This is a genomic window from Cypionkella sp., assembly GCF_028290025.1.
Taxonomy (GTDB): domain Bacteria; phylum Pseudomonadota; class Alphaproteobacteria; order Rhodobacterales; family Rhodobacteraceae; genus Cypionkella.
Genome location: NZ_JAQGKQ010000088.1, coordinates 43,177 through 57,315 on the forward strand (window position 1 = coordinate 43,177; position 14,139 = coordinate 57,315).

The 14,139-nt window shown below is 58.9% G+C and carries 14 protein-coding genes; 9 read left to right on the top strand and 5 right to left on the bottom strand.

Annotated elements, in window-relative coordinates:
• Positions 1 to 3 precede the first annotated feature (3 nt).
• The 3 genes from lpxC (at position 4) to recN (ending at position 3,605) form a co-directional block, all read left to right on the top strand.
• Positions 4 to 921 (top strand): UDP-3-O-acyl-N-acetylglucosamine deacetylase, encoded by a 918-nt coding sequence (gene lpxC / locus JWS10_RS14855; RefSeq protein ID WP_299477671.1) that lies wholly within the window; start codon positions 4 to 6, stop codon positions 919 to 921.
• A 125-nt stretch (positions 922 to 1,046) separates the two neighbouring features.
• On the top strand, positions 1,047 to 1,901 hold the full coding sequence (locus JWS10_RS14860; protein WP_299508662.1) for an outer membrane protein assembly factor BamD: 855 nt from the start codon (positions 1,047 to 1,049) through the stop codon (positions 1,899 to 1,901).
• Between the two features lie 66 nt (positions 1,902 to 1,967).
• Positions 1,968 to 3,605: a DNA repair protein RecN gene (gene recN / locus JWS10_RS14865; protein WP_299508663.1), complete on the top strand. Its 1,638-nt coding sequence runs from the start codon at positions 1,968 to 1,970 to the stop codon at positions 3,603 to 3,605.
• A 1-nt stretch (position 3,606) separates the two neighbouring features.
• Here recN and JWS10_RS14870 read toward each other — a convergent pair whose 3' ends face one another.
• The 3 genes from JWS10_RS14870 to JWS10_RS14880 all read right to left on the bottom strand — a co-directional run bounded on the left by JWS10_RS14870 (position 3,607) and on the right by JWS10_RS14880 (position 5,275).
• A complete protein-coding gene (locus JWS10_RS14870; RefSeq protein WP_299508664.1) occupies positions 3,607 to 4,245 on the bottom strand; it encodes a DUF1638 domain-containing protein in 639 nt (212 codons plus the stop codon).
• On the bottom strand, positions 4,236 to 4,391 hold the full coding sequence (locus JWS10_RS14875) for a hypothetical protein (RefSeq protein WP_299482764.1): 156 nt from the start codon (positions 4,389 to 4,391) through the stop codon (positions 4,236 to 4,238). Before JWS10_RS14875 ends, JWS10_RS14870 begins: the two co-directional genes overlap by 10 nt.
• A 188-nt stretch (positions 4,392 to 4,579) precedes the next feature.
• Positions 4,580 to 5,275, bottom strand: coding sequence for a B12-binding domain-containing protein (locus tag JWS10_RS14880; RefSeq protein ID WP_299482766.1), 696 nt, complete (start codon positions 5,273 to 5,275; stop codon positions 4,580 to 4,582).
• Positions 5,276 to 5,427: 152 nt separating this feature from the next.
• Here JWS10_RS14880 and JWS10_RS14885 point away from each other — a divergent pair, with 152 nt between their 5' ends.
• Positions 5,428 to 6,513: a PA0069 family radical SAM protein gene (locus JWS10_RS14885; RefSeq protein WP_299508665.1), complete on the top strand. Its 1,086-nt coding sequence runs from the start codon at positions 5,428 to 5,430 to the stop codon at positions 6,511 to 6,513.
• 147 nt (positions 6,514 to 6,660) lie between these two features.
• On the opposite strand, the gene bmt is transcribed toward JWS10_RS14885, so the two are convergent.
• Positions 6,661 to 7,677 (bottom strand): betaine--homocysteine S-methyltransferase, encoded by a 1,017-nt coding sequence (gene bmt / locus JWS10_RS14890; protein ID WP_299508666.1) that lies wholly within the window; start codon positions 7,675 to 7,677, stop codon positions 6,661 to 6,663.
• A gap of 281 nt (positions 7,678 to 7,958) precedes the next feature.
• Positions 7,959 to 8,273, bottom strand: coding sequence for a DUF1476 domain-containing protein (locus tag JWS10_RS14895; protein ID WP_299482775.1), 315 nt, complete (start codon positions 8,271 to 8,273; stop codon positions 7,959 to 7,961).
• 249 nt (positions 8,274 to 8,522) lie between these two features.
• On the opposite strand from JWS10_RS14895, the gene JWS10_RS14900 reads away from it, so the two are divergent.
• From JWS10_RS14900 to JWS10_RS14920, 5 genes are all read left to right on the top strand, one after another.
• A complete protein-coding gene (locus JWS10_RS14900) occupies positions 8,523 to 9,287 on the top strand; it encodes a phosphoribosylaminoimidazolesuccinocarboxamide synthase (RefSeq protein ID WP_299508667.1) in 765 nt (254 codons plus the stop codon).
• A 171-nt stretch (positions 9,288 to 9,458) separates the two neighbouring features.
• Positions 9,459 to 9,698 (top strand): phosphoribosylformylglycinamidine synthase subunit PurS, encoded by a 240-nt coding sequence (gene purS / locus JWS10_RS14905; RefSeq protein ID WP_299482954.1) that lies wholly within the window; start codon positions 9,459 to 9,461, stop codon positions 9,696 to 9,698.
• Between the two features lie 197 nt (positions 9,699 to 9,895).
• Positions 9,896 to 10,564, top strand: a complete 669-nt coding sequence (gene purQ / locus JWS10_RS14910) for a phosphoribosylformylglycinamidine synthase subunit PurQ (RefSeq protein ID WP_299482961.1) — start codon at positions 9,896 to 9,898, stop codon at positions 10,562 to 10,564.
• 46 nt (positions 10,565 to 10,610) lie between these two features.
• Positions 10,611 to 12,374: an ATP-binding protein gene (locus tag JWS10_RS14915; RefSeq protein WP_299508668.1), complete on the top strand. Its 1,764-nt coding sequence runs from the start codon at positions 10,611 to 10,613 to the stop codon at positions 12,372 to 12,374.
• 7 nt (positions 12,375 to 12,381) lie between these two features.
• A complete protein-coding gene (locus JWS10_RS14920; RefSeq protein WP_299482967.1) occupies positions 12,382 to 13,710 on the top strand; it encodes a sigma-54 dependent transcriptional regulator in 1,329 nt (442 codons plus the stop codon).
• The last annotated feature ends 429 nt before the right edge of the window (positions 13,711 to 14,139 follow it).

A 14,139-nucleotide genomic window follows, 5' to 3' on the forward strand; every position in this document is an offset into this window, starting at 1 on the left:
CCGTTGCAAAATACGCTGAAAACCACGGCTATCTTTACCGGCTACGGCTTGCACTCGGGTGCTGCCGTCACGATGAAGGTACATCCGGCGGCGGCGGACCACGGTATCTGGTTCCTGCGCTCGGACGTTGAGGGCGACGGCAGGATCCCTGCACGCTGGGATGCGGTTGTGTCGTCGAAGCTGTGTACGCTGGTGGCAAACGCCGCTGGTGCTACCGTCTCGACGATCGAGCATGTGATGGCGGCGCTTGCAGGTTCGGCAATCAGTAACGCGGTGATCGAAATTGACGGACCCGAAGTGCCAATCCTTGATGGCTCGGCGGCGTTGTTTGTCGAAGGTTTCCTGAACGCAGGCATCGTTGCCCAGTTCGCGCCAGTGGTGGCTATCCGTATCTTGCGCGCGGTCGAGGTGCGCGACGGTGCTGCCTTTGCGCGGCTAGAACCATCCGATATGCTGGAAATCGACTTCAAGATTGATTTCGAGGATGCCGCGATCGGCAAGCAATCCAAGCATTTGAATATGTCGAATGGCGCTTTCGTGCGTGAATTATCCGACAGCCGCACATTCTGCCGTAACTCCGACGTTATTGATATGCAGGCGCGGGGCTTGGCTTTGGGCGGTACGCTGGAAAATGCCGTGGTGTTTGACGGCGCGAAAGTGCTGTCTCCGGGCGGCCTGCGCCATTCGGATGAGCCTGTGCGTCACAAAATGCTCGACGCTTTGGGTGATCTTGCTTTGGCAGGCGCGCCGATCCTTGGCCGCTACACCGCCGAGCGTGCGGGACATGCGATGACCAACCGTTTGTTGCGCGCGCTTTTCGCTACGCCGGGTGCTTGGATAGAGCAAGATTGTGAAGGTCTTGCGGGCGGAAAGCTGCCCGGCGTTGGCGTGCATCGCGGCGATCTGCCCTTGCGGGGCTAAAACCATTCTCGAAAGCGCGAAAGCCGTTTTGCGCCTGCGATTTTTCTGTGCTACGAGGGGCGAAAGCGCGGTGAACGCGGCCCTATACTTAGGGCCCTCGGCGCGGCAAATGGGGTAGGCGGAAGATGGCAGGCGGACAGTTGGGCAAAGCTCTGCGGATGCTGGGTATTGTGGTGCTTGTGGCCAGCTTGGCCGCGTGTTCACAGAAAAAGCAAAGCGATACCGAGGCGTTAGACGGTTTGACCGCCGAACAGCTTTACAAACGCGGTGAGCTCGCGCTGGAAAATCGCAGGGGCAAAAACGAAGATGCCCTGACCGATTTCCAAGAGGTAGAGCGGCTTTACCCCTATTCGGAATGGGCCAAGCGCGCGCTGATCATGCAGGCGTTTACCCAGCACAAAAACAAAAAATATGAAGAAGCCCGCATTGCGGCGCAACGGTATCTCGATTTTTACCCGGGTGATGAGGATGCGGCCTATGCCTCGTTCCTGCTGGCGCTGTCGTATTACGATCAGATCGACGAGGTTGGGCGCGATCAGGGCCTGACCTACCAGGCGCTGCAAGCTCTGCGCGTGGTGATTGAAGAATATCCTGACAGCGAATACGCCAAATCGGCGACGCTGAAGTTCGATCTTGCCTTCGATCACTTGGCCGCCAAGGACATGGAGATCGGACGTTACTATCTGAAGCGCGGCAACTTTACGGCAGCGATCAACCGCTTCCGCTCGGTTGTGCAGGATTTCCAGACAACCACCCATACCGCTGAAGCGTTGGAGCGGTTGGTAGAATCCTATCTCGCGTTGGGTCTTACCGATGAGGCGCAAACGGCCGGGGCGATCTTGGGCTATAACTATCAGTCCTCACCGTTCTACCAAGACGCCTTTAACTTGCTGAAAAAACAGGGTCTGGCTCCGGAAGCTAAAGGCACAAGCTGGCTTTCACAAATCTATCGCCAGACGATCAAGGGCGAATGGTTGTGACGGCCCTGCGCTGCGGCGCAGACGCCCGATTGCTCTGCGAAGGGTCAGATTTCAAAGGATGCGGCGATGCTGCGCACCCTTGATATCCGCGATGTGCTGATCATTGATCGGCTCACCTTGGAGTTTGCTCCGGGACTGAATGTGCTGACGGGTGAAACCGGGGCGGGTAAATCAATTTTGCTCGACGCTTTGGGCTTCGTTTTGGGCTGGCGTGGTCGTGCCGAACTGGTCCGTTCTGGTGCCGCCCAAGGCGAAGTGGTGGCCGAGTTTGACCTGCCCCCTGGCCACGCCGCGCGCGCCGTGCTGCTGGAGGCTGGCTTTGCCGACCCGGACGAACTGATCTTGCGCCGCATCAACACCGCTGATGGCCGCAAAACCGCCTTCGTCAACGATCGCCGTGTCTCGACCGAGGTTCTGCGCGATCTGTCCGATACTCTGGTCGAGTTGCACGGCCAAAACGATGATCGTGGCCTGCTAAACCCGCGCGGCCATCGCAATCTGCTCGACAGCTTCGCCGGAATTGATCTGAGCGTCATTCGCGCGGCATGGCGTGCGCAGGCGCAGGCGCAATCGGTGCTGACAACGGCGCAAGACGCGCTGATGCGTGCGCAGGTTGAAGAAGATTTCCTGCGCCATGCCGTCGCCGAACTGGATAAGCTGAACCCCGAACCCGGCGAGGAAGCGAGCCTGGACACCCGCCGCCGCGCCATGCAAGGGGCCGAGCGTATCCGCGCCGACGTGCAGCGCGCCCATTCGGCGCTGAACGAGGGTGCCGAAAGTGCGATCAGCGACGCTTTGCGCTGGCTGGAGACGGCGTCGGACAAAGCCGAGGGTCGGCTTGATACGTCGCTGGCGGCTTTAGGTCGGGCTTTGGTCGAACTCGGTGAGGCGCAAGATGGCATCGAAGCCTGCCTGCGCGGCCTCGATTTCCGCCCCGGTGATCTGGAAAGCTTGGAGGAGCGCCTGTTTGCCATCCGCGCCCTAGCCCGCAAGCATAGCGTGCTGGCCGATGATCTGGGGAGCTTTGCCGACGATCTGCGCGCCCGGTTAGCCGCTATTGACGGCGGCACTGCAGGGTTGGCCAAGCTGGAAAAAGCCCTAGCCGAGGCGCAACTTGCCTATCAGCGCGAGGCGATGGTGCTGACAAAGGCCCGCAAATCCGCAGCCAGCCGTCTCGACAAAGCGATGGCCGCCGAACTTGCACCGCTGAAGATGGAACGCGCGGTTTTCACCACTGAAGTCAGCGCAGGAGACCCCGGGCCGGATGGCGTCGATGCGGTGCAATTTACCGTCGCGACCAACCCCGGCGCACCTTCCGGCGCGCTGAACAAGATCGCCTCGGGTGGTGAACTCTCGCGCTTTCTGCTGGCTCTGAAGGTTTGCCTGACAGCCAACACGCCCGGCCTGACGATGATTTTCGATGAAATTGATCGCGGGGTGGGCGGGGCTACTGCCGATGCGGTGGGGCGTCGTTTGAAAGCCTTGGCGACGACTGCGCAGGTCTTGGTCGTCACCCACAGCCCGCAGGTGGCCGCTTTGGGTGGGCATCACTGGCGCGTCGAAAAGCGCGTGAGCAAAGGCCAGACCCTGTCGACCGTGGTGCCGCTGGAAACCGAGTCGCGGATTGAGGAAATCGCGCGAATGCTGGCGGGAGATCGTGTGACTGAAGCCGCCCGGGACGCGGCCCGCGCGCTGCTGGCATAGCTTAACCCGCCGCCTGCGCCATCACTGTCGCCAGATCACCGTAGCCAGTAAAGCGTCTCTCATAGGCAAGGCCCAGACGCCGTGCGCATTCTTCCGCCTTTACGTCCAAAGCCGGATCGTTGGTTTGCGCCTGATACACAAGCTTGGTGTAATTGCCGAAATACATATCGCGCAGTTGTGGGTGACGGTCCAACCCCATTGGACGCCAGACAAAAGCATCGAACTGACGCACCAGAAAATCTGTCAAATAGAACGCGGTGAACTCGTCAGGGTGTGAAGCAAACTCAGCATTGCCTTCAAAAAACGAATAGCAATGCGGGCCTTCGATCATCTCAACGCCGAGCTCTTGGCACTTAGCCAGAAGCTGCCCGCCAGTGCCGCAATCCGCATATAGCACAAAGAAACGCTCGTACTCGCCGCGATGCGCCAACACGGCTTTCTCAACGGCGTCGGTGATGCGGTCGGGATATAGGTGCAGATTGGCGGGCAGGCATTGCAAATCCAAATGCTGCCAGCCGTTCAACCGCTTCACCGCCAGCACCTCATGCGCCAGCGCACCACAGGCAATCAACAGAACCCGCCCCTGATGGGCAGGCTCCAAGCCTTGTTCGGTCAGAGTGACGTCACTGATCAGTGCCATTTCAATGTGCGGACGAACAGGGCGAGACACAGGGCAAACAGGCCGAGCCAGACAAAAGACAGGCCCGCAACTTGCAACACAGCGATGGACGCACCAGCCGCAAGGATTACCCCGAAGATCAGGGCTAAAAAGGTCGGGAGCGGCATGGCATCCTCCTTATGACGCGGTTAGCAACCTACTGCGCCCGTATCATTGCGCTGGTATCAAAGTGCAAACCGCTGATCTTATTAAGGTGGCAATTAAACAGCCCCGGGGCAAGACCCCGAGGCTTATGAAGTTCCCTAAAAACCGGATTAGGCAGTCATTCGCCGCAATAAGCGTTCAACTGCCAGCCTTAAGCGTTCATTTGATTGTGTTTGCGCAAGACCAGAGCCTTTGCGGTTTCAACCGCAACCGCAGCATCCCGGCAATAAGCATCCGCACCAATCGCCTTGCTGAATTCTTCGTTCAACGGCGCACCGCCGACCAGAACGATATAATCCTCGCGCATACCCTTTTCTTTCATCGTGTCGATCACGACTTTCATATAGGGCATCGTGGTGGTCAGTAGCGCCGACATGCCAAGGATATCAGGCTTTTCTTCTTCCAAAGCCGCGAGATATTTCTCAACCGAGTTGTTGATGCCAAGGTCTCGCACTTCAAAGCCAGCGCCTTCCATCATCATGCCGACAAGGTTTTTGCCAATGTCGTGGATGTCGCCTTTAACAGTGCCGATGACCATTTTGCCCATACGCGGAGCACCGGTCGCGATCAACAGCGGCTTCAGGATGAACATGCCACCCTTCATCGCATTGGCGGCCAGCAGCACTTCTGGAACGAACAAGATGCCGTCACGGAAGTCAGCGCCGACGATGGTCATGCCAGCGACCAAAGCCTTGGTGAGCGTGTCATACGGAGTCCAGCCGCGGCTGATGAGCAAATTGACGCCTTCTTCGATCTCTTCCTTCAGACCGTCGTAAAGGTCGTCATGCATTTGCATAACCAGTTCGTCATCGGAAAGATCAGCAAGGATGATTTCGTCGTCGGCCATCTGGGAACTCCTTGGGCGGTTGTCAATGTGATGGGGCCAAAGCCCGCGCGACACTATGCGAATAGCGACATGCGCCAACAGAAAGCCGACTTCAATAGCACGCGGACCAGTTTTCGCTTTTGATCGTTCCGCATTTGTTCTAGTTTGCCAGCATGAATAAACCTGACACCACAATCATGCCGGGCGTCAAGCCGCGTGGACGCGGCGCGTTGGGCAATGCTGTGGGGCGGTTTGAAGGTGCCACACGAGAGGCGTTCGAGGACGGGTGGGAGCCGCCGGAGGAGCGCGTTTTGCGCACTGAAGTCCGGCTGGAAACCCCGCGCTCGGCGATCAGCTACAACCGCTCGCCCGACCTGCCATTTGACCGTTCGATCAACCCCTATCGCGGTTGTGAGCATGGCTGCATCTACTGCTTCGCTCGCCCCAGCCATGCGTTCTTGAATATGTCTCCGGGTTTGGATTTTGAGACCAAACTGGTCGCGCGCCCCGGCATTGGTGCGGTGTTGGAGCAGGAGCTCCGCGCGAAATCCTACAAGGTCGCGGTGATGGCGCTTGGCACTAACACCGACCCCTATCAGCCGATTGAGGCCGAGTATGGCGTGATGCGAGAGGTGCTGGAAGTGTTGCGCGCCTTCAAACATCCCGTAGCGATCACCACCAAAGGCAGCTTGATTGAGCGTGATATTGATCTGCTGGCCGAGATGGCAGCGCAGGGCCTGTGCCGCGTTGGTATTTCTGTAACCACGCTCGACGCCGATCTGTCCCGCCGTATGGAACCCCGCGCCCCCGCCCCGAAGCGGCGTTTGGCGGTGATCACCCGCCTGGCGCAAGCGGGCATTCCCGTGCGCGCAATGATCGCCCCGATGGTCCCCGGCCTCACCGATCACGAGTTGGAACCGATCATGCAAGCCACCCGCGACGCAGGTGCCAGCGCCGCCAGCTATATCGCCCTGCGCCTGCCGCGTGAAGTCTCCGGCCTATTCCAAGATTGGCTGGCCGAGCATGTTCCCGACCGCGCCGCTAAGGTGATGGGCCGGGTGCGCGAGCTGCATGGCGGCCTCGACTATGATCCGGCGTTTGGCAAACGTATGCGGGGAGAGGGGCTTTGGGCCGATCTGATGGCACGCCGCTTCAAGGTCGCAGTTGATCGGCTGGGCATGTCGGTGAAACTGCCGCCCCTGCGCTGCGATCTGTTCACCGTCCCGGCGAGGGCAGGCGATCAACTCAAGCTGTTTTAATTCCCTAGACTTTTGGTGGAAATGCGCCGCTCTGAAGTCTCACTTCAATACAAAGGGGCGCTTGCAACAAGCGCCCCATCAACCTTTTCCCGCCAGAAATCTCATCCCAGCCAGAGCTTATCCAACCCAAACCGATAGCAACAAACCTCAACCCCGCCGATTGCGACGCTCACGCTTCGGATCGTTCGAGGTATCCCCGGTGCCATCCGAATTAGACGAAAACGCCCCCAGTTTCGCGGTGATATCCTCAGGCGAAGGCATCGGCCCTTTCGGTGTATTCTCCAACGCCTTGCGCATCGCTGCCAGATGCTCCGGCATCGTGCCACAGCACCCACCGATGATCCGCACGCCCGCGTCACGCGCGAGCACCGCATATTCGCCCATCAACTCCGGCGTGCCATCGTAATGGATATGGCCGTCGTGATACTTCGGTATCCCGGCATTGCCCTTGGCGATCAAAGGCCGCGCCGAGCCAATCGCCGCAAACCCGAGCACGGTCCGCATCAAATCCGACGCCCCCACACCACAATTCGCCCCAAACGCGATCGGCGGATTGGCCAGCTTTTCCACCATCTCAGCCATCGCAGCCGAGGTTGTGCCCATCATCGTCCGCCCGGCAGTGTCGAAACTCATCGTGCCGCACCACGGCATCCCCGCCAAAGCCGCAGCCTCTGCCGCCGCCGCATATTCTTCCGGCGCTGACATGGTTTCGACCCACAGCACATCCGCGCCGCCCTCTTTCAAGCCCTCAGCCTGCTCGTGGAACATTTCAACCGCTGCACGGTGGGTCAACGTGCCCATCGGCTCAAAAATCTCACCCGTAGGGCCAACCGAGCCCGCAACCACCACGACACGCCCCGAAGCATCTGCAATCTCACGTCCCAAAGCAGCGCCGACCCGGTTCAACTCGCGCACCCAGCCTTGGGCTTGGTGCAATTTCAATCGGCTGGCATTGCCGCCAAAGGTGTTGGTCAGGAAAATATCCGAGCCCGCATTGACCGCATTGCGATACAAGGTGCGGATATTGTCTGGCTTATCGACGTTCCAAAACTCTGGCGGCTCACCGGATTCCAGCCCCATGTTGAACAGGTTGGTGCCAGTTGCACCGTCGGCCATCAGCCAATCGTTGCTGGCGAGCAATTTGGTAAGCGCGTCTTGGGACATAAGCGGACCTCGTCTGATACTGTTTATAAATTGTTCCGTTGCCGGAACGTGTTGCAGCCGTGTTTGCCACGCGGGGCAGGGCGAGGCAAATCTATATTCCGCATAACATAATGCACGCGCCGCATATTCAGCCAGCAAAACTGGGGCGAATGTGCGTTTTGCAGAAACTCGGCGCTTTGCAGAACCCGGCGTCTTGCAGAAACTCGGAGCGACCGAGTAAAAAACAAAGAGCCGCCCACCGGTATCGGCAGCGGCTCTCTGGTAAATATGAGCGGTTAAGCTTAAAACTCGGTCATCAGTTGGGCTTTAGCCACTGGCAGCAGTTCGGCCATTTTCGCCCGCACCACTTCCGGGGTAGCCAAGCTGCCGAGGTCGCTCGCAACCTTGCGCACCACGTCTTCGATGCCGGCTTCTTCAAAATCGGCGCTGACCACGGCCATCGCATATTCCGCAGCGTCGTCGCCGGTTTTGCCCAACAGCCCCGCCGCCCAAAGCCCGGTCAGCTTGTTGCGCCGTGCCTCGGCGCGAAACTGCATATCGGCATCATGGGCATATTTCGATTCAAAAGCGTTTTCGCGGTCGTCAAAAGTGGTCATGGCTGGCCCTCTGGGTCATGGAAACTTCCACTCCATATGCCTACGCTACGGGCTTCGTTCAAGACAAAAAGCCAAGTGCTGCGTGCGACCGATCAGCAGCCGCACAGCTTTCGGTCAGTCGGTGGCGTGGATTGCCGCCCGAGTTGCCCCCCACAAGCCTTGCCCCCAAGCACCGCTTGGCATATAGGCTCGAAAAAAGGGCAGGGGTGGCGTTTGCCGCCCCCGTGTCCCTATGGCATCGGAGCATCCATGGCGCGCAGGAAGAAGGTTTACGAGGGCAAGGCGAAGATCCTTTATGAAGGACCGGAACCGGGCACTCTGATCCAGTATTTCAAAGACGATTCTGCGCCGACCGCCACCGAAGCAACTCCGGCTGCGGTCGAAGGCAAAGGCGTTTTGAACAACCGTCTGTCGGAGTTTTTCATGTCGGGGCTGAATGCCATCGGCGTGCCGACGCATTTCATCCGCCGCGTTAACATGCGCGAGCAGCTGGTGCGGATGGCCGAAATCATCCCGCTTGAAGTCGTGGTGCGCAACTTCGCCGCTGGCGAGATTTCAGAGCGTTTGGGCATCCCAGAAGGCACCGCTTTGCCACGCCCGATTGTCGAGTATTACCTGAAGGATGATCGGCTATCGCTGCCGATGGTCGCTGAGGAACATATCGTCGCCTTTGGCTGGGCCACGCAGCAAGACCTCGATGACGTGATCGCTCTGGCTTTGCGGGTGAATGATTTCATGTCCGGCGTGATGCTCGGCGTTGGCATCCGTCTGGTAGATTTTCGCATTGAGGTCGGTCGGATTTGGGAAGGCGACTACATGCGCCTGATCGTGGCAGATGAGATCAGCCCCGACAGCTGCCGTTTGTGGGATCTGCGCGGCTTGGTAGATCGCGGTGACGGCCAACCTATCCCCGAGCCGGGACCGTTGCCCGACGTCTACACCGAACTCGCGCGGCGTCTGGGAGTATTGCCCTCGAACGTCACCCATACGGTAAAGCCGACGCTGATCAACTGAGCAGACGCGCCTCCTCTCATTCGTCCGCTTAGTTGATCCTTTGTGCTCAAATATCCTAGGGGTCTGGGGGTCAAACCCCCAGTGCTCGGCCACAAGCCGCGCCGCATCCACCCTTGTCGAACCAGCCGTAGCAGGCTAATGGGGCGCAACCTTGCAACTCTGGAGATTGCTATGAAAGCGCGCGTAACGGTCATGCTGAAATCTGGCGTTCTGGATGTGCAGGGCGAGGCAGTGCGCCACGCGCTTGGCACGCTCGGGTTTGCCGGGGTGAACGGCGTGCGGCAGGGCAAAGTGATCGAGCTTGATCTGGCCGAGACCGATAAAACCGCAGCCGAGGCAGCGGTGAAGACGATGTGCGACAAGCTGCTGGCAAACACCGTGATCGAAAGCTACCGCGTCGAGTTGATCTGACGCCGCTTGGCTCGGCGAGTGTTTAGAATGGGTAATCGGATCGCGTCACGATGCCGCCACGTCTGGCGATGACTGCGGATTTGAGCGCTTAGCCGAGTTTTCGCGCAAACTCCGCCCCGTCGCGCCGATGTTTTGGACTGGAAGCGGCGGGCGGATTGCGCTATCCGCAACCCATCCCAACCTTTCGGAGCGCTGCCATGAAAGCCGCCGTCGTCACCTTTCCCGGATCAAACTGTGACCGTGATCTTGCCGTCGCATTTGAGCGCGCCGGGTTTGAGGTGTCGCGGGTTTGGCACAAGGATACGGCGCTTCCTGCGGGCACCGACGTGGTCGGAGTTCCGGGGGGGTTTTCGTTTGGCGATTACCTGCGTTGCGGCGCGATTGCGGCGCAGTCTCCGATTGCGGCGGCCATTCGCAGCCATGCGGGGCGAGGTGGGTACGTATTGGGCATCTGCAATGGCTTTCAGGTGCTGACAGAAATGCAGTTGCTACCGGGCGCCTTGATGCGCAACGCCGGGCTTAAGTTCATCTGCAAGACGATCGGCCTGCAAGTGGCAACCACCGACAGCGCGTTTACCAATGATTATGCCAAGGGTCAGCAGATTGCTGTGCCTGTGGCGCATCACGATGGCAACTATACCATCGACGCCGAAGGTCTGGCAGCTTTGCACGCTGAAGATCGCATCGCTTTTACCTACACCAACAATCCGAATGGCGCTGCGGCAGACATCGCGGGCGTGCTTTCAGCCAACCGCCGTGTGCTTGGCATGATGCCGCACCCCGAGCGCGTGGTTGATCCCAACACTGGCGGCACTGATGGCGCAGCGCTGTTTGCCAGCCTGATGGGCGGGATGGCGCTGGCCTAAGGCTGATTGGCTTGAGGCCCATGTTGGGCGGGCCTAAAGTCGCTTTATGCAGAGCCGCAGTCGCCTCAAACGTTTGAATGACGCCGCGCCGGGTAAATCCTGGCGGATCAGACTGGCGGCTACGCTATTGATTTTATTGGCATTGGGCGTTGTTCTGGTGACAAATCGCTGGCTGTCAGAGCGGTTTACCGAAACCACCCGCAATCGGGCTGAACTGCGGCTTGCACTTTATTCGGGCAATATGCTCTCGGAAGTGCAGCGGACGGCAGTGGTGCCGCTGTTGCTGGCCGACGATCCGGCAATTCGTGACTCGTTGAAGAAAAACACATTCGCCAACACCACTTTGCGCCTGATCGAGGTACAAAAGGAAATTGGCGTAGCTTCGATATTGCTGCTGGACAAGGACGGTTGGACGGTTGGCTCAACCAATCGCAACCTGATCGGCACTTCACATCGAAGCGACAGCTATTTTATCGAGGCCAAACGCACTCGCGACACGGTCTTTTCGATCACGCCGCAAGAGGGTGGGGCGTTCGATTTCACCTATGCGCGGGTGATCGAGTCGGACGGGCAAGTATTGGGTGTTATCGTCGTGGCCGTTGACATGATGAAGCACGAACGGGCTTGGGCGGGCTTGCAGGATGCGGTGCTTGTGACCAACTCCGAAGGCACAGTCATTTTGGCGACCGAGCCTTCGTGGCGCAGCAAGCCCGTGGGTGAGGCTCTGACACCCACGGATGCTTCCTCAGCCTTGGATCGCGCGTTGAAAGGTGCGGCTGACTGGGCGCAGAACCCGCCCGATGCCTATGTCTCAGGCGAGGCGGTGTTGCGGACCGAGGCGCGGGTACCGTTTCAGGGCTGGAAGATGGTGACTTTCACCGCTTACGACTCGGTGCGTGAGCGGGTTAACGGCGTGATTGCCTTGGAAATCATGGGCTTCGCTATTCTGACGGCGTTGACGTTTTATGTGCTTTCGAGGCGGGCTTGGTCGCAATCTGTCTCGTTCCAACGCGAATCTGCGGAATTGCGGCTGTTGAATGCGCGCCTGAGCCGCGAGATTGCGGAACGCGAAAAGGTGCAAAAAACGCTGGAAGTGGCGGAGTTGACCTTGGCGCAATCCTCAAAGTTGGCGGCGTTGGGCGAAATGTCAGCGGCGGTCAGCCATGAGTTGAACCAGCCTTTGGCAGCAATGAAAACTTACCTCGCGGGGGCGCGGCTGTTATTGCAGCGTAAACGCCCGGATGAGGCTTTGTCTTCTTTCCAGCGCATTGACGATCTGATTGACCGAATGGGCGCTATTACCCGACAGCTCAAATCTTATGCGCGTAAGGGCGGCGAGGCTTTCGAGCCTGTCGATCTGCGCGCCTGCGTATCCTCGGCTTTGGCGATGATGGAACCGCAGCTGAAACAACGGGTGGTGAAAATAACCCGCACTGTTCCGCGTCAACCCGTTATGGTCATGGCGGATCGGCTTCGGTTGGAGCAGGTTATCATCAATTTATTGCGCAATGCGCTTGATGCGACGAAAGAGATGCTTGATCCGCAGATCGACATCTTGTTGACGATGGGTGAGAGCGCCACTTTGGCCGTGCGAGACAACGGCACGGGCATTGGCGACATCGGCTCGATCTTCGAGCCATTCTATACGACGAAAAAGCCGGGCGAGGGCGTGGGCCTAGGTCTGGCGATATCTTCGGGCATTGTGACCGATCTGGGCGGGCGCTTGACGGCGCATAACTCTGAGAGCGGTGGCGCGGTGTTTGAAGTGCAACTGCCCTTGTTGGGCAAAGAAGCAAAAGCAGCGGAATGAGGACGGCATGGCACGGGCAATGAAAGTGGCGATTGTGGACGACGAGGCGGATATGCGCGCGTCAATCAGCCAGTGGCTGGCCCTGTCGGGGTTTGACACCGAGACATATGCGAGCGCGGAAGAAGCGTTGAAGGCGCTGGGGCCGGAATGGCCAGGGGTTGTGGTCTCGGATATCAAGATGCCTGGCATGGACGGCATGGCGTTTCTGAAACGGTTGATGGGGATGGATTCGGGCCTGCCTGTGATTTTAATCACGGGTCATGGCGATGTGCCGATGGCGGTTGAGGCGATGCGAGTCGGAGCATATGATTTCCTCGAAAAGCCGTTTAATCCTGACCGGATGACCGAACTTGCCAAGCGCGCGACCATGGCGCGGCGCTTGACCTTGGACAATCGGGCGCTCAGGCGCGAATTGTCGGATGGTTCGATCCTGATGAAGAAATTGGTCGGCGCTAGCCCTGCGATGGAGCGGCTGCGCGAGGATATTCTGGATCTTGGTCAAGCCGATAGCCATGTGTTGATTGACGGTGAGACGGGGACGGGTAAAACTTTGGTGGCACATGCTTTGCACGCCGTTGGCCCGCGTGGATCGAAGAAATTCGTCACAGTGTCTTGTGCGGCGTGGAGCGAAGATCAGTTGGCGGCGAAACTGTTCGGTCCTTCGGAAGATGGCAACCTGCCGTTGGTCGAAGAAGCCCGTGGCGGCACGTTGTGCCTTGAGGATATTGAGGCGTTGAGCCATCCGCTGCAATCGCGGCTGCTGACGCTGATCAACGAACAGGGGATGCCGCCCGAAACTCGCATCATCGCGATCTGCAACGAACATGCGCCCGACAAGACGCTGGAAGATGTGTTGCGATCCGATTTGTTCTACCGTTTGGGTGCGATGACGATCATCTGCCCACCCCTGCGGGCGCGCGGAGAAGATATTCTGACGTTGTTCACCCGGTCTTCGGAACAATTCGCCGAAGAGTATGGCTGCGACGCGCCGCAGGTGACGGCGCAGGAAGCGGCGCAACTTTTGCAAGCGCCGTGGCCGGGCAATGTGCGGCAGTTGGTGAATATCGCAGAACGTGCGGTGTTGCAGAACCGCCGAGGCTCGGGCTCGATTGCCTCGCTGTTGATGGCGGATAATGAAGCTTCCGGGCCTGCGCTGACCACCGAGGGCAAGCCGCTGAAGGATTATGTCGAGGCGTTTGAACGGATGTTGATCGACAACACCATGCGCCGCCACAAAGGGTCGATCACTGGCGTGATGGATGAGCTGTGCCTGCCGCGCCGGACGTTGAACGAGAAAATGGCGAAGTATGGTCTGCAACGGCAGGACTATGTGTAGACCGTAGGTATGGCTTAGATTGTCGTCGGGCAGTGGGGCATACCCCGCCCGACGCATCGCTCGTGACTGAAATCAGCCATTGTCATCGCATCTGGTTTCCCGCTAGGGTTAGCCACGGCGGCTTTGCGCTGCCACGGAATTCTCTGCCCTGACGATCTGGCGCGCAACTCGCACCAAAAACCGGGGTAGTCGGATCGGTCGCAAGGCCGGATTATTGCTCGTAAGTGACTGATAATACAGGATCGAACCGGGCTTTTTAAGGTGGGCCGCGCAAGCAGCCCAAACGTGAACCGCGATGATGTGCGCGACATTGGCAATTCAAGGCGAGGGGTGCCCACCGGGCACAGCCCGCCTATTTGCGTTGCGCGCAGCCGCCCGAACAAGCCGCCTCTTTGTGTCAAACTCCCCTTCCGCACCGCCGGGAGGGCT

Bases quoted from the DNA above. Each gene is read 5' to 3' on its own strand.
- JWS10_RS14860 (WP_299508662.1), top strand. From the start codon at position 1,047: ATGGCAGGCGGACAGTTGGGCAAAGCTCTGCGGATGCTGGGTATTGTG.
- recN (WP_299508663.1), top strand. From the start codon at position 1,968: ATGCTGCGCACCCTTGATATCCGCGATGTGCTGATCATTGATCGGCTC.
- JWS10_RS14870 (WP_299508664.1), bottom strand. From the start codon at position 4,245: ATGGCACTGATCAGTGACGTCACTCTGACCGAACAAGGCTTGGAGCCT.
- JWS10_RS14875 (WP_299482764.1), bottom strand. From the start codon at position 4,391: ATGCCGCTCCCGACCTTTTTAGCCCTGATCTTCGGGGTAATCCTTGCG.
- JWS10_RS14880 (WP_299482766.1), bottom strand. From the start codon at position 5,275: ATGGCCGACGACGAAATCATCCTTGCTGATCTTTCCGATGACGAACTG.
- JWS10_RS14885 (WP_299508665.1), top strand. From the start codon at position 5,428: ATGAATAAACCTGACACCACAATCATGCCGGGCGTCAAGCCGCGTGGA.
- bmt (WP_299508666.1), bottom strand. From the start codon at position 7,677: ATGTCCCAAGACGCGCTTACCAAATTGCTCGCCAGCAACGATTGGCTG.
- JWS10_RS14895 (WP_299482775.1), bottom strand. From the start codon at position 8,273: ATGACCACTTTTGACGACCGCGAAAACGCTTTTGAATCGAAATATGCC.
- JWS10_RS14900 (WP_299508667.1), top strand. From the start codon at position 8,523: ATGGCGCGCAGGAAGAAGGTTTACGAGGGCAAGGCGAAGATCCTTTAT.
- purS (WP_299482954.1), top strand. From the start codon at position 9,459: ATGAAAGCGCGCGTAACGGTCATGCTGAAATCTGGCGTTCTGGATGTG.
- purQ (WP_299482961.1), top strand. From the start codon at position 9,896: ATGAAAGCCGCCGTCGTCACCTTTCCCGGATCAAACTGTGACCGTGAT.
- JWS10_RS14915 (WP_299508668.1), top strand. From the start codon at position 10,611: ATGCAGAGCCGCAGTCGCCTCAAACGTTTGAATGACGCCGCGCCGGGT.
- JWS10_RS14920 (WP_299482967.1), top strand. From the start codon at position 12,382: ATGGCACGGGCAATGAAAGTGGCGATTGTGGACGACGAGGCGGATATG.